This window comes from Nitrobacter sp. TKz-YC02 (assembly GCF_049852135.1).
GTDB lineage: Bacteria > Pseudomonadota > Alphaproteobacteria > Rhizobiales > Xanthobacteraceae > Nitrobacter > Nitrobacter vulgaris.
Genome location: NZ_CP180728.1, coordinates 596,714 through 612,423 on the forward strand (window position 1 = coordinate 596,714; position 15,710 = coordinate 612,423).

At 59.1% G+C, this 15,710-nt stretch carries 15 protein-coding genes, 1 tRNA gene and 3 pseudogenes; 12 read left to right on the top strand and 7 right to left on the bottom strand.

The features are described from left to right. The first annotated feature begins 588 nt into the window (after positions 1 to 588). The gene (gene glgA / locus ACM561_RS02795) at positions 589 to 1,998 is read left to right on the top strand and encodes a glycogen synthase GlgA (RefSeq protein ID WP_425907871.1); all 1,410 of its coding nucleotides are present in this window, start codon (positions 589 to 591) and stop codon (positions 1,996 to 1,998) included. Positions 1,999 to 2,030: 32 nt separating this feature from the next. On the opposite strand, the pseudogene ACM561_RS02800 reads toward glgA, so the two are convergent. Continuing rightward, a pseudogene (locus ACM561_RS02800) lies at positions 2,031 to 2,213 on the bottom strand (IS3 family transposase); the annotation flags it as partial. A gap of 482 nt (positions 2,214 to 2,695) precedes the next feature. Between ACM561_RS02800 and ACM561_RS02805 the strand changes: the two are divergent. Then, complete coding sequence (locus ACM561_RS02805) at positions 2,696 to 4,288, top strand: hypothetical protein (RefSeq protein ID WP_425907873.1); 1,593 nt, start codon at positions 2,696 to 2,698, stop codon at positions 4,286 to 4,288. A 137-nt stretch (positions 4,289 to 4,425) separates the two neighbouring features. Continuing rightward, a pseudogene (locus tag ACM561_RS02810) lies at positions 4,426 to 4,617 on the top strand (IS5/IS1182 family transposase); the annotation flags it as partial. 1 nt (position 4,618) lies between these two features. Here ACM561_RS02810 and ACM561_RS02815 read toward each other — a convergent pair. Next, positions 4,619 to 4,702 (bottom strand): annotated as a pseudogene (locus ACM561_RS02815) (IS5/IS1182 family transposase); the annotation flags it as partial. Between the two features lie 361 nt (positions 4,703 to 5,063). Between ACM561_RS02815 and ACM561_RS02820 the strand changes: the two are divergent. Continuing rightward, positions 5,064 to 5,297: a PilZ domain-containing protein gene (locus ACM561_RS02820; RefSeq protein WP_425907875.1), complete on the top strand. Its 234-nt coding sequence runs from the start codon at positions 5,064 to 5,066 to the stop codon at positions 5,295 to 5,297. Positions 5,298 to 5,327: 30 nt separating this feature from the next. Here ACM561_RS02820 and ACM561_RS02825 read toward each other — a convergent pair whose 3' ends face one another. Then, the gene (locus tag ACM561_RS02825) at positions 5,328 to 5,750 is read right to left on the bottom strand and encodes an Rrf2 family transcriptional regulator (RefSeq protein WP_425907876.1); all 423 of its coding nucleotides are present in this window, start codon (positions 5,748 to 5,750) and stop codon (positions 5,328 to 5,330) included. A 72-nt stretch (positions 5,751 to 5,822) separates the two neighbouring features. Here ACM561_RS02825 and hmpA point away from each other — a divergent pair, with 72 nt between their 5' ends. Beyond that, on the top strand, positions 5,823 to 7,040 hold the full coding sequence (hmpA, locus tag ACM561_RS02830) for an NO-inducible flavohemoprotein (protein WP_425907878.1): 1,218 nt from the start codon (positions 5,823 to 5,825) through the stop codon (positions 7,038 to 7,040). 209 nt (positions 7,041 to 7,249) lie between these two features. Next, a complete protein-coding gene (locus ACM561_RS02835) occupies positions 7,250 to 7,405 on the top strand; it encodes a hypothetical protein (protein ID WP_425907880.1) in 156 nt (51 codons plus the stop codon). 142 nt (positions 7,406 to 7,547) lie between these two features. On the opposite strand, the gene ACM561_RS02840 is transcribed toward ACM561_RS02835, so the two are convergent. Both ACM561_RS02840 and ACM561_RS02845 read right to left on the bottom strand, forming a co-directional pair. Further along, the gene (locus ACM561_RS02840) at positions 7,548 to 7,916 is read right to left on the bottom strand and encodes a GlsB/YeaQ/YmgE family stress response membrane protein (RefSeq protein WP_425907881.1); all 369 of its coding nucleotides are present in this window, start codon (positions 7,914 to 7,916) and stop codon (positions 7,548 to 7,550) included. A gap of 298 nt (positions 7,917 to 8,214) precedes the next feature. Then, on the bottom strand, positions 8,215 to 8,712 hold the full coding sequence (locus ACM561_RS02845) for a hypothetical protein (protein ID WP_425907883.1): 498 nt from the start codon (positions 8,710 to 8,712) through the stop codon (positions 8,215 to 8,217). A 445-nt stretch (positions 8,713 to 9,157) separates the two neighbouring features. On the opposite strand from ACM561_RS02845, the gene ACM561_RS02850 reads away from it, so the two are divergent. The 3 genes from ACM561_RS02850 to ACM561_RS02860 all read left to right on the top strand — a co-directional run bounded on the left by ACM561_RS02850 (position 9,158) and on the right by ACM561_RS02860 (position 12,733). After that, entirely contained in the window at positions 9,158 to 10,765 is a 1,608-nt protein-coding gene (locus ACM561_RS02850) for an amino acid permease (RefSeq protein ID WP_425907885.1), read from the top strand. Positions 10,766 to 11,359: 594 nt separating this feature from the next. Beyond that, the gene (locus tag ACM561_RS02855) at positions 11,360 to 11,839 is read left to right on the top strand and encodes a TerB family tellurite resistance protein (RefSeq protein ID WP_425907886.1); all 480 of its coding nucleotides are present in this window, start codon (positions 11,360 to 11,362) and stop codon (positions 11,837 to 11,839) included. A gap of 108 nt (positions 11,840 to 11,947) precedes the next feature. Beyond that, on the top strand, positions 11,948 to 12,733 hold the full coding sequence (locus ACM561_RS02860) for an SDR family NAD(P)-dependent oxidoreductase (RefSeq protein ID WP_425907888.1): 786 nt from the start codon (positions 11,948 to 11,950) through the stop codon (positions 12,731 to 12,733). A gap of 124 nt (positions 12,734 to 12,857) precedes the next feature. Here the strand turns inward: ACM561_RS02860 and ACM561_RS02865 are convergent. Continuing rightward, positions 12,858 to 12,933, bottom strand: a tRNA-Ala gene (locus ACM561_RS02865). Positions 12,934 to 13,409: 476 nt separating this feature from the next. Between ACM561_RS02865 and ACM561_RS02870 the strand changes: the two genes are divergently transcribed. From ACM561_RS02870 to folD, 3 genes are read left to right on the top strand one after another with little or no spacing between them, the layout of a single operon-like run. After that, positions 13,410 to 13,700, top strand: a complete 291-nt coding sequence (locus tag ACM561_RS02870) for a YggT family protein (RefSeq protein ID WP_425907890.1) — start codon at positions 13,410 to 13,412, stop codon at positions 13,698 to 13,700. 11 nt (positions 13,701 to 13,711) lie between these two features. Then, complete coding sequence (locus tag ACM561_RS02875; protein ID WP_425907892.1) at positions 13,712 to 14,032, top strand: DUF167 domain-containing protein; 321 nt, start codon at positions 13,712 to 13,714, stop codon at positions 14,030 to 14,032. Positions 14,033 to 14,050: 18 nt separating this feature from the next. Beyond that, positions 14,051 to 14,935, top strand: coding sequence for a bifunctional methylenetetrahydrofolate dehydrogenase/methenyltetrahydrofolate cyclohydrolase FolD (gene folD, locus ACM561_RS02880; protein WP_425907894.1), 885 nt, complete (start codon positions 14,051 to 14,053; stop codon positions 14,933 to 14,935). A 108-nt stretch (positions 14,936 to 15,043) separates the two neighbouring features. Here folD and ppa read toward each other — a convergent pair whose 3' ends face one another. After that, positions 15,044 to 15,574 (bottom strand): inorganic diphosphatase, encoded by a 531-nt coding sequence (gene ppa / locus ACM561_RS02885; RefSeq protein WP_425907895.1) that lies wholly within the window; start codon positions 15,572 to 15,574, stop codon positions 15,044 to 15,046. Positions 15,575 to 15,710 lie beyond the last annotated feature (136 nt).

Sequence of the window (15,710 nt, forward strand, 5' to 3'; positions counted from 1 at the left end):
CATCATCCGCACCCGCTAGAGCGGCCTCCGCTTCTTGGAGCTGCGGGATTGCACCGGTCAGTCGGGTGGATGAGCCATGAACGCGAGAATTGTTTCATCCAAAGAGATTGTCCGAGTGCGGATCTATACCCGGGTCTCGACGACAACGGGCCTCCGACCAGAAGTTCAACCCGCTGGATGCCAGTATGAGGCTTCCAGTGCCTTTATCAAAAGCCAGGCTCATGCCGGCTGGGTGCAGGTCAAAACCTGCTATGATGATGACGGCATCTCGGGAGCCGACCGGAGCTGGAGGACATCCGGGCCCCGCAAGGTCGATGTTAGTGTGGTCTGCAAGGGTCGCCGTCCGTCGTGTCGTCGTCATGCATCGTCGTTACAACACACGACGAGAAACCGACGCGGGAACAGCAGTTGGAGCTTCCAATCTAACCGTGGTGCTCTCCAACGGCGCTTTGAGGCAAGTAGACCGGCGTGGACAGATTACTCATCACAACATGGAACTAAAAACCAGTGTTTGGAATTAGAGGCCAAGCGTCTTGCCAACGCGCTGGGGGCTTCAATGAACAGTAATTCCGGTCTGGGTCGCTTGCGATGAGGATACTCTTCGCGACCCCTGAGACGTGCGACTTTGTGCAGGTCGGCGGCCTCGCCGCTGTGTCTGCCGCCTTGCCGCGTGCTCTTCTACCACTCGCTGATATCCGCATCGTCGTGCCAGGCTATCCGCAAGTGCTCCACGGTCTTAACAATCTAGAGGTCGTCGGCGACTCGCCGGGGTTCGCGGGCCTTCCATCCTTTCGAGTGGGCAAGGGGCATGCCGCCGACGGCATGCCCTACTACGTGGTCATGTGCCCCGAACTCTTCGAGCGACCGGGCTCTCCTTATAGTGATGAGCACGGCGTCGATTGGCGGGACAATGACGTCCGCTTCGCAACGTTCTCCTACGCGGCGGCTCAGATCGCTCTGGGCAGCATCGATAAGGACTGGTCTGCACACCTTGTCCACGCCAATGACTGGCAATGCGCGCTGATACCGGCTTACCTTGAATGGTCGCAGCGGCCACTCCCGAGCGTGTTCACGATTCATAACCTCGCCTATCAGGGCGTCTTCTCCCGAGACGCGCTGCCTCGCCTCGGCATTCCGGCTCAATCCTTCCATATAGATGGCGTGGAGTTCTATGACCGTCTGTCCCTCATGAAAGCCGGCCTAGTCTACGCTTCCCGCCTCACGACGGTAAGCCAGACCTACGCCGCCGAAATCACCACGCCCGAGTTCGGGTGCGGCCTGGAAGGTATCCTCCGGAAGCGCGCCGAAAAGAACGAGCTATCGGGCATTTTGAACGGCATTGATGAAAGTTGGGACCCACGGACTTGTACGTCCCTGACCCGGACCTTCGACGCCGGGGATTGGCAAGGACGATCTCAGAACGCCAAGAATATCCGGCGTCAGTTCGGGCTGGCAGTTTCGCGCGGTCCCCTCTTCGCGCTTGTCGCCCGGCTTGTTCACCAGAAAGGTGTCGATCTCGTCATCCAGAATGCCAAGGCGATCGTCGATGCTGGCGGACAGATCATCGTCACGGGTAAAGGAGAAGCGCAGTTCGAGGAAGCGTTGCGGCAGACCCAGACAAGCCACCCGGGGGCCGTCGCGGTGAGGATCGGCTTCGATGATAACGAAGCCCGCCGCATCTTCGCGGGCAGTGACTTTACCTTGATGCCTTCCCGCTTTGAGCCGTGCGGTCTCAGCCAAATGTACGCCCAACGTTTTGGCTCGCTGCCGATCGGCCATCGAACGGGCGGCTTGGCCGAAACCATTCAGGACGGTCAGACTGGCTTCTTATTCGAACGCCCTTCTTCAGATGGTCTCCTAAGCAGTCTGTGCCGCGCCTTCTCGACATTCGGAGCGAGAGACCGCCTCGATCGAATGCGGCGAGCAGCCATGGGCCAAGCCTTCAGCTGGACTAATTCGGCGAAGGCCTACGCCTCGCTCTATCAATCCACAATTTAGCAGCGCCATACCCCTCGGAAATGGCTTACCGTATATGCCATTCGCCATGTCCTTCCTTCGCGGCGGCACAGCGCGGCAATCGACTCCTCGCCGCGCAAGCCCTCGAGCACGAGGCGGATCTTCTTTTCCGCTGAATACTGCTTGCGGGTCGCTCGGCGGATGTCCTTGATAGTCTGTTCTGCTGGTGCTTTCCCGGTTCCGGATTTCTGTCTCATCTTCGCTCCTTTGAAAGGCTACGATGAACCAGAAATCCTCCGTTCGCAGTTAAGCCCCTTTGGTCCCATCAGCGCTGACGCCGGACACTCCGCTCTCACAGTTAAGCCGCTTTGGTCCCATCAGTGCTGACGCCGGAGCCTCCATCCGGACTTGTCGTTGACTTCCGAAAAGGTTGTGTAACCATAATATTCGTCCGCCATTTCAGGCGTTAGAGGTGCTGCTATGGCCCGATATATTTTACTCAAAAGTATGTTAAGTTCGGCGCTGTCTCTGACGACTATTGCTGCCGAAGCACAGCAGCCCATGTACAGTGCCCAGTGCCCAGTGCCCAGTGCCCAGTGCCCAGTGCCCAGTGCCCAGTGCCCAGTGCCCAGTGCCCAGTGCCCAGTGCCCAGTGCCCAGTGCCCAGTGCACTGTCGAGAAGGGCACAGGTCACCTTAAAACGAATCTGCGGCGTACCGTCGTCATCACAGATCCGGAAGTGTTCCAGAACGATGGCTTTTCACTTGAGAGGACACTTGGCGCAATCCTGATTTCTGCGGTAACGCCGAACTCCCAGGACGTCGCTGCAACCGAGGCGCAAAAGAAGCTCGTCAACACACAGGCCGAGCGGATCTCGCTGCTTACGAGCATGATCCGGAGCTTCCGTGTGGCAGACCGAGTCAACCCCGACAGCAAGGTCGCGATGCCTGCAAGTCTACGTCCCAATGAAGCTGCCCTTGATCCTCTGAAGCTTCTCACACCACAGAATGCAGAAGGCATGCGCCCGGTCGGTCTGTTCAACCGACTTGACCTATCCCCCGCCAACTTCAAATATTGTGGCGAGCATCGTATTGTTTACGCGAAGGGTGATCCTGTCGAACGGGCAAATCGCTTCTTCCTTATCATCGAAGCAGCTGTCGACAACCCTGACCCACAGAACCGACCTGAGGGCTGTCTCGGGATAGCGCGGTTCTGGGACAGCCTCAAAGGCAAAACTGGACAAGAACTCAAGACCGCGCTCGAGAAATTCTACTATGAGGGCGATACGGACGGCGACGGGACCGCGGACATCCAGCCTGTTATTCATCACCAGCATTTCGGGCTTCCGTTCGGACAAGTTCGAGGCAACTTGTTCGTGACGGGTGGCGACATAGGCAACAATCCCTGGATGCTGCGCGAGTGGCGCGTCAGCGTCAGCCCCGACGGCAGCGCCGTTTTTGTGCCCGACACAGTGAAGGCGAACCCGCATCCGGCGCTGTATGGAACGGCCGCGGCAAACGAAGTGGAGGGTTTCGGCGACCTCCGGTTCGACTTTCAAGACGACTTTGTACGCATTCATGTGCGCGAACTGATTGAGACCGAACTTCGGGCGCAAAAAGATGGAAAAACACCGACTCCGACTGAGCTTTTTGCTGGCGTTGGAGCGCGCTTCCCCAATCGGTCCAACACGTTCGAGAGCATCTCGCAGGGCGACAACGACGACCCACTAAAGCGGGCGGAAAACACCGGGTTGCCCACTGGTGTGGATTCCGAGCTGAAGAACTTCAGGCTTTCTCAGGGATCCACTTTGACGCCGCAGCACATCTTGGCACGAGCCGGGGCGGTGAGCTGTGGTGGCTGTCACCAGTTCTCGGTTGGCCAGGAGATTGCGCCGAACGTAAAATGGCCAGCGACGGCCCCCGGTGGCTTCACGCATGTGACCGAGAAAAGGGAGCTGTCGGAAGCCTTAGAAAAGCATTTTCTTCCGGCGCGGTGCGAGAATCTTGATAACTTCTTGAATAAGGTTGCCCCCACAACGATGACTGTCGCTTCGGGCCCTACTACCTCAGTCTCCGCCCATGCTAAGGGTGCCGCTGGTCCAGCGCCCACTGAACCAACTCCTTCATCAACTGCGGGCGCGGTCGCGTCGTCTACTCAGGGACCGCCAACGGCAGCGGCGAAAGCGCGGCAGGCACTCACGCGCGTAGCTCCAGCCGAGTCACGCCTTGAGCGACTTGAAGCGGTTCGTGACCTTGAAGAACAAGTGCAAACGGCTCGGCGTCAGGATCGCCAAGAAGCAGGAGCCTTTATGACCTATCGGCGCCCGCACTGATGATGAGCACCTAAGTGGGGCACACTGCCCGCATGAGCCTCCCGCAGCTTCGCTGCGGGAGATCCTTTTTGAGGGCGTTCCCTCTCTACTCCTTCGATTTTCTCAACATGCGTTCTGACCAATGCTGCTCGAAGAGATGCCACGTTCAGCACGGCGACAAGGGTTATGACAGCGATGCCATCCCTCGGCAGACCGAAGGAAAGAATGCGACGCCCAACATCCTACCCAAAGCGACCGACACTGGAAGAAATTTCTTCTCGCCCGTACTCCATATAAGTCGCAACGCCATCGAGCGCATGTTCTTTCGCCTAAAGGATTTCCGTCGCATCTGACGGTTGCTGCGATGCAGGCGGCAGCCATGAAGTTGACGGCAGGGCCGTCATAGCGGGTTGCGGCACGCTGAAAGTCTTTGAGACTGCTTCCGCAAACTGCGGGGACAACTTCAGCTGATCGCGATGCACGCGTTCGTGCGAGCCATTGCGTAGAAATATGAACTAGCCCAAGTGAATCTGACTCCGCGAGAAATGGATACCCAGCAGCGGATGGCGGAAGGAAAAAAGCGATTGGGAAATCGGTGTCATTCTGAAGGTTTCAGAACATTTCGTCGACAAGATCGCACGTCAACTTCGCACCAAGCTGAACGCTACAAACCTTACCCAGACCGTCGCGATTACGCTCAGATCTGACCTCATCCAATGATTCGCGTACTTGTGCTGCCACTTTCCTCTGCCCTAATTCGGCGGCGGCTCGCTGAGCACACCCACGGAGGCTCGCCATGGCCGAGGATCGGAAGAGAACAGCAGTCGATCATCCCGCGCAAATATATAGCGATGGGAGGAGCATCGGCTGTAGTGTCGCAAATATATCCGCCGCTGGGGCCGCTATCGATATACCGAATCCACACCACGTTCCCGATCGGTTTCAGCTTGTGACCGAGCATGGTCGCGTCGTGCTCAACTGCCGAGTCCTCTGGATCAAGCAGAACCGGATTGGCGTGGCCTTCGAGTAGGTACGGAAATGCGCGGTCGTTGCAGCAGGGCTAACGCTTTTGAAACAGCCTTTTGTTTGCGGTAGTGTCGGCCAGCGTGTGTTTGTTGAGCGAATGCAGGAAGGCCGTATTCGCGTCGGCCAGAAAATGTTTCAGCGTGCAGCTGCTAATCATTGTGCAGGTGTTGGTCGCGCGATTGAAGCATTCGACAATCGTCATGTTGGTTTCCAGGGCCCTGACCAAATCGCCCAGCCGGACGGATTTGGGGTCATGCGCCAAGCGGATGCCCCCGCCCTTGCCCTTGGTGCTACTGACATAGCCAAGTTGGGCCAAACGGTGCACCACCTTCACCAGATGGTTCCGTGAAATCCCGAAATGGTCTGATATTTCACGCACGCTGGAGAACCTGTCCGGCTGGACGGCCAGGTACATCAGGCTTCGCAGGCCGTAATCCGTAAATTGGGTGAGCTGCATGGCGGCTTGAAATAACGGAATGGGGACTGTATGAGTAATATGTATCCATAATACATATTACTGAGGAAGGCCATGCTCGACGAGAGAACCATCGCCATTGTGAAGTCCACGGCTCCCGTGCTGGCTGAGAATGGTGAGGTGCTAACCCGCCATTTCTACAAGCGGATGTTCACGCATAACCCAGAAGTCGCGCCATACTTCAATCAGGCAAACCAGACGGGCAAGCAGCAGCGGGCCTTGGCCAGAGCCATCGTCACCTATGCCGCCAATATTGACAATCTGGAAGTGTTGGGCGGGGCAGTGGAGCTAATCGCCCAAAAACATGCCTCCCTGATGATTAAGCCGGAGCACTACCCGATTGTCGGGGAGAACCTGCTTGCTTCCATCCGAGAGGTTCTAGGTGAAGCGGCGACGGATGACATCATCAACGCCTGGGCGGCAGCCTATGGTTTCTTGGCTGACATCCTGATTGGCCGCGAGCGCCAGATTTACGGGGAGAATGCGAAGAAGCCAGGAGGATGGGAGGGCTTCAAGCTCCTGCGCGTCAGCCGCAAGGAAAAAGAAAGCAGCAATATTACCTCCTTCTACTTGGTCGCGGAGGATGGCTCGCGGCTTCCGGCGTTCAAGCCGGGCCAGTACATCACGGTGCGCGTTAAAACGCCGGATGGTCAGACCACGATGCGGAATTACAGTCTTTCCGACATGTCCGGTCAGCCGCATTTCCGCATCAGTGTGAAGCGTGAAATGCCACCGGAGGCCAACACGCCGCAGGGCTATGTTTCCAACCTGCTGCATGATGCCGTCGAGCCCGGTCACACGCTTCAGATCGCGCCTCCCTGTGGTGAGTTCTTTCTCGATGTGACGGAGAAGCATGAGCGCCCGCTGGTGCTCCTTGCTGCGGGCGTGGGAATCACGCCGATTATGAGCATCCTGCTTTCCGCGCTGGAGGCGTTCCCGAAGCGGGAAATCCTCGTTGTGCACGCGGTACTGAACGAGGACGTTCAGCCGTTCCGCAAGACGGTGAATGAGCTTGCGCGGCAACATGCCAGCCTGCGTGCATATTATCGCTACAGCGAGGGAGGCAGCCCTAGCGACAATGCGAGCGTTGGCTTCGTGACGGCGGAATATCTCGAAGGTCTGCTGTCATCGCGCGATGCGGACTATTACTTCTGCGGTCCGCAGCCGTTCATGGTTTCCATCTACCACGAACTGCTCAAGTGGGGCATTCCGGCTTCGCAGGTGCATTTCGAATTCTTCGGACCACGGCAGGAACTCGAACGGGCGGCCTAAGCGCGAGTTTGAAGCATGTTGGGTTTCACTTCGCTCAAACGAGCGGGGTGAAGCTCATTGAGTTTGTTCTTCACCGCGATTTGTGTGCAGGTGCCGCGCAACGGGTAGGTGCCGGTCACGATCTGGGTTGTGGGCCTTGGCTTAATTCTCATCGGACTGTCTTGGAAGACTCTGGCGCCGCGCCTTTGGACAACATCGAATGAGAGTTCATGAAACAGTCCTGGTGGTTCTCTCTCGGCGAATCGACTTGGGCGATCTTCGTCCGCCTCTCGCTCGCCGGTGTGTTTATAGACCGGCTACAAACCCCACTTCGGGCCATCGGCCGAAAGTTGGATCGCGATGGGATCACCGGCAATCCCGACTGACCGACAGCCGAGTCCGTTCCAGCGAAACAGATTCGCTTGCCCTACGAGGTCTCGGTTGGGAGGATGTCGGGCGCGTCCGGCCAAGGCAGCAGCTCCAGCATCACTCATACCCACCGGTGAGCCCGAGGTGAGATGGTTGAACTCAGGCGACAAGCCGCGCAGCCAGTACCACCAGCACTGCACCTATAACTGCCGTGACAATCCGGCTGGCAAGCGGGTTCCGGATGCCAAGTTCGATGCCCAGGCGATCTAACAGAAGCGTGCCTACGAATGAGCCGACAACTCCAGTGAGCGCGTATCGCAGCAGCCCACTACCGCCGACAATCCAGCTTGCCAGCCAGCCTGCGACGAGGCCGACGCCGAGCTGGGCGGCAAGGGCTTGCTTGTCGAGGGCGGCAAGTGCCTCGCGGTCAATGCTGATCCGGACAACCGAACGGAGACGCGGCGGCTCAGGTGAGTCACCACCATTTGGGCGCAGCTTGGTGCGACCGCCGCTCGAAGGAGTAGTCATGGCGCAGTTACGATGCCCGCTTTACGAAAGCTCTTAAGATCGGCCGTGCGTCGGTATAACGAGCGTTGAGGGTAGCGCCTCTTAGGAGTCACCGCTAGTCGTTTTCTCAAAGTCGCTCTACTCTCTTCAAGCGGACACAGTCATCCGAACGGGAATGGCGAGTCCGATCGCGTCGAGTGGGCCGCTGTCGAACGTTGCACTTCGATAAATGGCGTGACAGGCCGGTGCCTGACTTGAGGCGTTTGCTGTCATGTGCCTTGATCTGCAGCGACAATCGCACGCCTACCACCGTCAAGATTTACCGAAACGCCCCTGCGACGGATTTCTTCATATCGGCTAGATACCGACGGGCAAACTTGCTTATTCGGCGAATGGCCTTCCAGGCCTCAGTGTTTCTCAGCCATTTCTTGGCTTCTCGGAATTTAATGTACACCCAGGCAAAGGCGGAAATTTTCATCAGCTTGTCCCGGGTAAGGCGGAACAGGCGTTCGACCAAAATGAGCTTTACGAGCTCGCCGACGATCAATGTAACGACACTGCTCGTGATCCGACCGGTGGCAGCCAAATAGGCCGCCACCGGTTTGACTGGTTCCAGAATGATCACCGGTACCAGAAACAGCGCCAACGACGGGTAGGGACGTAACGATCTGATCCAGACGCACAATTGCCTCAGCACCACATGCTTCGCAAGCCAGTCCGATATCGGTTTGGCACTGGTCATAAAAGCCGCATCTGCCAAGAAATAGAGGGCGGCCAGTCCATAAATGATCGGTCGCAGGATGCGCTTCACTGCCATACTCCCAGCAAATGCAAACCCCGATGCTCCGAAAGGTTTCACGTGCCAGCGCGACATGCGGCTCCGGTATCCAGTAACACCTGCCTTAGGGCCCAGGAGTGTACTCCCAGCAAGAGCGGCATCAGGTTTGTGCTGACGACCGAAGCGAGTTGCTCGCGGATTTTACTCGGAATGGTTCTGGACGATTTGGTGTCAGCTTTCCAGTCGGAGGCGCAACTTTGACTCTCGACCAAAACGTGGAGTTCGAATTGCAGCTCCTTGGAGGGTGCGATAGCGACTTGGCGAGCATCGTGGTCGTTCACTACGCAAGAGTTGCGGCAAAACTCACTTTTTTGCTTCGACGCACAAGTCTCGGCACCGATATCTCACTTGACAGGCGAGCGCGCGCCATGGTCTCCATTTTGCCAAGTGAATGGTGTTGATCAGGAGCTGAGTCGCGGCGCCCATGTCGCCCGACAGGGACCGCTACATGCTTTTCCGGCGCGTGAAACCGCTCGATGCGATCCTTGCCACCGCCGAGAAGCGATCCCTGCACCGCACGCTCGGTGCATTCCAACTCACGATGCTCGGTATCGGCGCGGTGATTGGCACGGGAATTTTCGTGCTGACATCTGAAGCCGCGCAGAAGGCCGGACCTGGAATGCTGCTCAGCTTCTGCGTCGCGGGCTTCGTGTGCGCGGTTGCAGCACTCTGCTATTCGGAGCTGGCCTCGATGGTCCCGGTCTCGGGATCGGCCTACACCTACACCTACGCGGTAATGGGCGAGCTGCTGGCCTGGATGGTGGGCTGGGGACTTATTCTCGAATATGCGGTGGGCGCGAGCGCGGTCGCGGTCGGCTGGTCTAATCATGCCGTTGGTTTGCTGCGGGGGCTCGGCATCGGTTTCCCATCGCTCATCAGCAATGCCGACGCGCTGATGGCGAAGGTGCAGCTCTCATTCGGCGCTGCGGCGACGCCCGACCTACTCAAGGCCATCCAGGTAGGCGGCTGGATCAATGTGCCCGCCATCATCGTGTCGATCTTAGTAACGTGGCTCCTGATCATCGGCACGACCGAGAGCGCGCGGGTGAACGCGGTGCTCGTCGCGATCAAGATCGCCGCGCTATCGGCCTTCATCGCTCTGACGATCCCGGTCCTTAAGGCGGAGAACTTCGAGCCGTTCATGCCGACCGGAGGCGCGGGCGTATTCGGCGCCGCAGCCTCCATCTTTTTTGCCTATGTCGGCTTCGACGCCGTCTCGACCGCTGCCGAGGAGACCAAGGACCCGCAGCGCAACGTGCCGATCGGCCTGATCGGCGCCCTGCTGATTTGCACGCTTTTCTATCTTCTGGTGGCGATTGGCGCGATCGGGGCGATCGGCGGGCAGCCGGAGTTGAGCGGCGGCGTGCCGCTGGCGCCTGGATCGGCCGAGATCGCTGGTCGGTGCGCGGCAATTGTCTCCGCTGGCGCGGTCGAACCCTTGGTTTGCTCGAGGGAAGCATTGGTGCACGTGCTCGACGCGATCGGATGGCCAAGCGTCGGGCGGCTGGTTGGCCTTGCCGCGGTGCTCGCACTGCCATCGGTCGTGTTGATGATGATGTTCGGCCAGACCCGCGTCTTCTTCACGATGGCACGCGACGGGCTCCTGCCCGAGCGGCTGGCGTCGGTGCACCCACGCTATCGCACGCCGCATGTGGTGACCATGGTTACGGGCGTCGGCGCGACGGTCGCGGCGGCCTTTCTGCCGGTCGGCAAGCTCGCGGACTATTCGAATTCCGGCACTCTGTTCGCCTTCTTCATGGTCGCGATATCTGTAATGGTGCTGCGATGGGTCGACCCGAGCCGCCAGCGTCCGTTTCGCACCCCGGCGCTCTGGGTGATCGCGCCGCTCGCGATCATCGGCTGTGTCGTGCTCTATCTGTCGCTGCCGCTGACCTCGATCCTTGTGCTGCCGATCTGGGGTGCGCTCGGTCTACTGATCTATTTCGGCTACGGCTATCGCCACAGCCATATTGCGCATGGCGTCGTCGAAGCAGTCGGGCCGGGGGCGCCGCCGATGAACGAGATGGTTTGAGCTCACCACGCGCCTCGGGCGGCGGTTCGCCCGCCGCTGCCGCGTCTACGGCGCGGCTCCGCCGGTTACCTCTCGGTTGCAGCTTCTAGAATTCCGAGGAGTTCGCGGCCGTTCACTTGGGTGGACTCGATTAAACCCTCCATGTATGGTCCGACCCTTGAAAAACCTCGTCACGACGAGGATTTGAGAGCACAGGAACGTTAAGGCGTTAATTGCACAGACTCGACGAATTCGCCCTTCGTAATGATGGGGTCGCGTGTTCGAGTCACGCAAGCGGCACCACTCTTTCATCGTTCGATCCCGCAGATATTGGTGCCGACGGTCGCCGTCGATACAGGCAGATGTCACCTTGACTTGATGGAACGCCAATGATCCGTTTCGCCGTCATTTTATCGCTTCTTCCCTTGCTCGCTGGCACCACCGCGGCGTCGGCGCAGACCGCGGCGGAGCACGGCTAGTAACCCAACCGCGGGCTGAGTCTTGTCAACGTGTGTAATCCGGCTACGAGAAACTCTGGCGGATGGCGCATATTTCTCTTCCGTGCGCTTATGAACGCACTCGTGCGACATTCCAAACATTGCGGTAGGCGGACCAATGCTTGATAGATTGCGCCATTTCATCATCGACGTCATATCGCCCGAAGCACCGGACCATCGATCATTCGATGAAACCGGTTGCAAGCTTGCGGCGACCGCGCTGTTCATCCATGTCATCTCGCTCGACGGCGAGCCGTCCGACGTGGAAATCCGCAAACTACACGAGTTGATCGAAACCCGTTTCGGATTAGATCCCGGCACCGCCAACAAGTTGATCACGTCTGCGACGCTGGCGGAAGGCGAGGCGGTCGATCTTTATCAATTCACCAGTGTGCTGATGCGCTCGCTGAATGATGAAGATCGCTTGCGTATCGTCGAAATGATGTGGGAGTTGGTATATGCGGACGGCCGCGTCAGCGAATTCGAGGAGAATGTCGTGTGGCGCGCCGCTGATCTTCTGGCCATTTCATCGCGCGATCGTATCGAACTCAAGCATCGCGTCGGCAGCAAAAGTTCAGCGCCAGATCCTGCGACCTGATCGGCAAACGTGCGAAGCAGAACTGAGGGTAGCGCGATAAGCTGGCAGGCCCCGTCGTCGCGCCGAAGGTTGATCGTGTTATCTTCTAACCATTCAAGAGTGCAGATCGTGACCCATCCGGTGACATTGATAACAGGCGCTTCCTCCGGGATCGGCGCCGAACTGGCACGGGTGTTCTCCGCGCACGGGCACCGGGTGGCCCTGGTCGCCCGGCGTGCCGACCGCCTCCACGCGCTTGCGGCTGAAATCGTCGCATCGGGCCGCATCTCTCCGATCGTGATCCCCTGCGATCTCGGGGAGGCCGATGCGGCAGATCGGATCGCTGCGGCGCTCACCGCCGAGAGCGTCGAGGTCATGTATCTCGTGAACAATGCCGGTTTTGGATTGTTCGGCCGCGCCGCCGAACTGGATCGCGCCGATCAGCTTGCGATGATCGACCTCAATATCCGGGCGCTGACGGATCTGACGTTGCGTTTCGTCGCAAGCGTGATCCGGCTGCGCGGCGGTATTCTCAACGTCGGTTCGATTGGAGGATTCATGCCGGGTCCCGGCATGGCAGTCTATTATGCGTCGAAGGCCTATGTCCTGTCGTTTAGCGAAGCGCTGCGGGGCGAACTCGGTCCCCGCGGCGTCCGTGTCACTGTGATCTGTCCCGGCCCCGTACCATCGGAATTTCAGGCGCGGGCAGGCGTGACGCCCGGTTTCGACTCTGCGATCCTGAATGTTTCCGCCAAGGATGTTGCTCAGGACGGCTACCGCGGCCTCATGGCCAATAAAAGGGCCGTGCTGCCCGGCCTCGGGACCAAGGTGATCCCGTTTCTGCTTCGGTTATTCCCGCGCGACTTCGTCCTGTGGGGGGTGGCCGGATTCCAAATGCGGAGGCGGCGATCATGACGTCCACCGCCAGCGTCGCCTAAGACCTTCACGTTCTCGAAAAATTCGCGCGGGACGACGGCTTTAGCGCCGATCTGTTCGCGGCAACGGTTGTCTTGAAGAACGGTTCTCTTGAAGGAATCGATGGTGGAGCCAGGCGGGATCGAACCGCCGACCTCGTCATTGCGAACGACGCGCTCTCCCAGCTGAGCTATGGCCCCGTCTGCGATCAGCGGCGAATAAATGGGCGCTGCGACCGAAACGCCGCCATTTACAATCCTCGCCAACGGCAAGTCAAGAACGGCCGAAAACAGCGCGAATCGGCTCTTTAATCCTCATTTGCCCTGCGTTCCCTTGTTTAGCGGGAACCGAAACGGTATTTAGGCTCGCGTTCCAAATTCGAAGCTCGTTGCCGTGGCTGCGTAACAAGGCGAATCTTCGAATTCTAGGGGACACGGGAGACCAATACTCCTAGTGTGGCTGCAATTCGGAGGTTCTCTTGACGGACTTTTGGCAAGGTGAAGGAACATCCGAATTGCAGTCACACCAGATACCGGTGGTCAGATCCTGACATTCGCATCCGGTTTCACCGAGCGTTCCTGCGAATGCCAGAATCGAACACCCTGGCAAATAAGTCGCGAACGTCAAATTCACTCCACTGGTCGTATTCACGATCAAACCCGCGAGCCAATCCGCCATGCGAGCCATACTGGATATCGTCCTTATCATCCTCGACCTCTATGTTTGGCTGCTGATTGCCTCGGCGATCCTGTCATGGCTGATTGCATTCAATGTGGTGAATACTCGCAATCAGTTCGTCGGCGCGGTGGCTGAGTTTCTGGAGCGGATCACCGAACCCCTGCTGGCGCCGGTCCGTCGGTTGCTGCCGAATCTCGGCGGGCTCGACATTTCTCCGATCATTCTGATTCTGATCATCCTGTTCATGCAGCGAGTCATCACCTATTACATCTATCCTGCCGTGTTCTGACCGGCGGCCTGATGGAGCCGTGGCGGTATTCTTCGCAGGGCCTCAGCATCGCCCTGCGGGTGACGCCGCGCGGCGACCGCGACGGGATCGACGGCATTGAAATGTTGGCCGACGGCCGGCCGGTGGTGAAGGTTCGCGTCCGCGCCGTTGCCGACGGCGGCGAGGCTAACCGCGCTGTCATGGCGGTGTTGGCGAAGGCGCTGGGTGTGCGGAAAATCGACGTCCGGATACTTGCGGGAGCGACGTCGCGGCTGAAGCAGGTCGCTGTCGACGGCGACCCCGTTCAACTCGGCGACGCCCTGCGTAAATTGACGGCGGCTCAATCGAAATAGCCCGAACTGAGGATCAGCATGGCGGCCAATATCATCGATGGAAAAGTCATCGCCGCCGATTTGCGTGCGCAGGTGGCCGGTGAGGTGACGCGGATGAAGCGTGACCACGGGCTGACGCCGGGTCTCGCCGTGGTGCTGGTCGGCAACGATCCGGCGAGCGAAGTCTACGTCCGCAGCAAGCACAAACAGACCCAGGCCGCCGGCATGGCGTCGTTCGAGCACATGCTGCCTGCGGACGTCGCGCAGGCCGATGTGTTGGCGCTGATCGCTGAATTGAACGCGGATGCCGCCGTTCACGGCATTCTGGTGCAATTGCCGCTCCCCAAGGGGCTTGATACCGAGGCGATCATCGCCGCCATCGATCCGGCGAAGGACGTCGATGGGTTGCATCCCTACAATGCCGGGCGCCTCGCAGGCGGTCTGTCAGCCCTGTCGCCATGCACGCCGCTTGGCTGCATCATCCTGACCAAAAGCGTGCATTCCTCGCTCGAAGGTCTGGACGCCATCGTGATCGGCCGTTCCAATCTCGTAGGACGACCGCTGGTGCAGTTGTTACTCAATGAAAACGCCACGGTGACCATCGCGCATTCGCGCTCCCGCAACCTGCCCGAACTCTGTCGCCGCGCCGATCTGGTTTATGCGGCGGTCGGCAAGGCTGAAATGGTGCGCGGCGACTGGCTTAAGCCGGGCGCGACCGTGATTGATGTCGGCATCACGCGTGTGCCGACAACCGAGGGCAAAACGCGATTGATAGGCGACGTTGCATTCGACGAGGCGATGAAGGTTGCGGGCGCGGTGACGCCGGTTCCCGGCGGCGTCGGGCAGATGACGGTGGCCTGCCTGCTGGTCAATACGCTGCGCGCGGCCTGCGCGATCAGTGGGCTGCCTGCGCCGAAGGTATGAGCGCCAAGGGACCGTCGTTGCCTGACCAGATCGTTTCTGGGTTTACGGATGCGCGTGCGACGCTAGCTGCGCCGTTCTTCGAAGACCTTGCCGGCGGATGACGCTTGATTACGCTCCCCCGGCCCGTGCGATGCCCTCCAGGATCAGTCTGCGGGCGTCGTCCGCGCTGCCCCAGCGCAGCACCTTGACCCATTTGCCGGGTTCGAGATCCTTGTAGTGCTCGAAGAAGTGCTGGATCTGCTGCAACGTAATATCCGGCAGGTCGCTGTAGTTTTTTACCCTGTCATAACGCTGGGTCAGTTTCGACGTCGGGACGGCGATGATTTTCTCGTCGCCTCCGGCCTCGTCCTCCATCAAGAGCACACCGACGGGCCGCACGCACATCACGGCACCCGGCACGATGGCGCGTGTGTTGGCGACGAGGACGTCGCAGGGGTCGCCGTCTTGCGAAAGCGTGTGCGGGATGAAGCCGTAGTTACCGGGATAGCGCATCGCGGTATAGAGAAACCGGTCGACCACCAGCGTGCCGGCATCCTTGTCCAGCTCGTACTTGATCGGCTCACCGCCGACGGGCACCTCAATGATGACATTTACCTCATGCGGCGGATTAGGTCCGATCGAGATCGCGTCGATACGCATTGGGGCTCCGTGATTGAAGAGCGTCGGTCAACACATGGTCGTCATACGCTGGCTTGACGCGCGTATCTATCTATCTTCGAGAAAAGTCTTCCAAAAAACGATGGATAGCCGTCACAGGGGGAGCGCAAGCGATGCC

Excerpts from the sequence above, each read along its gene's own strand:
- ACM561_RS02840 (WP_425907881.1), bottom strand. The coding sequence starts at position 7,916 with ATGACTACTCCTTCGAGCGGCGGTCGCACCAAGCTGCGCCCAAATGGT.
- hmpA (WP_425907878.1), top strand. The coding sequence starts at position 5,823 with ATGCTCGACGAGAGAACCATCGCCATTGTGAAGTCCACGGCTCCCGTG.
- ACM561_RS02835 (WP_425907880.1), top strand. The coding sequence starts at position 7,250 with ATGAAACAGTCCTGGTGGTTCTCTCTCGGCGAATCGACTTGGGCGATC.
- ACM561_RS02825 (WP_425907876.1), bottom strand. The coding sequence starts at position 5,750 with ATGCAGCTCACCCAATTTACGGATTACGGCCTGCGAAGCCTGATGTAC.
- ACM561_RS02845 (WP_425907883.1), bottom strand. The coding sequence starts at position 8,712 with ATGGCAGTGAAGCGCATCCTGCGACCGATCATTTATGGACTGGCCGCC.
- ACM561_RS02875 (WP_425907892.1), top strand. The coding sequence starts at position 13,712 with ATGGAGCCGTGGCGGTATTCTTCGCAGGGCCTCAGCATCGCCCTGCGG.
- ACM561_RS02870 (WP_425907890.1), top strand. The coding sequence starts at position 13,410 with ATGCGAGCCATACTGGATATCGTCCTTATCATCCTCGACCTCTATGTT.
- glgA (WP_425907871.1), top strand. The coding sequence starts at position 589 with ATGAGGATACTCTTCGCGACCCCTGAGACGTGCGACTTTGTGCAGGTC.
- folD (WP_425907894.1), top strand. The coding sequence starts at position 14,051 with ATGGCGGCCAATATCATCGATGGAAAAGTCATCGCCGCCGATTTGCGT.
- ppa (WP_425907895.1), bottom strand. The coding sequence starts at position 15,574 with ATGCGTATCGACGCGATCTCGATCGGACCTAATCCGCCGCATGAGGTA.
- ACM561_RS02820 (WP_425907875.1), top strand. The coding sequence starts at position 5,064 with ATGGCCGAGGATCGGAAGAGAACAGCAGTCGATCATCCCGCGCAAATA.
- ACM561_RS02855 (WP_425907886.1), top strand. The coding sequence starts at position 11,360 with ATGCTTGATAGATTGCGCCATTTCATCATCGACGTCATATCGCCCGAA.
- ACM561_RS02850 (WP_425907885.1), top strand. The coding sequence starts at position 9,158 with ATGTCGCCCGACAGGGACCGCTACATGCTTTTCCGGCGCGTGAAACCG.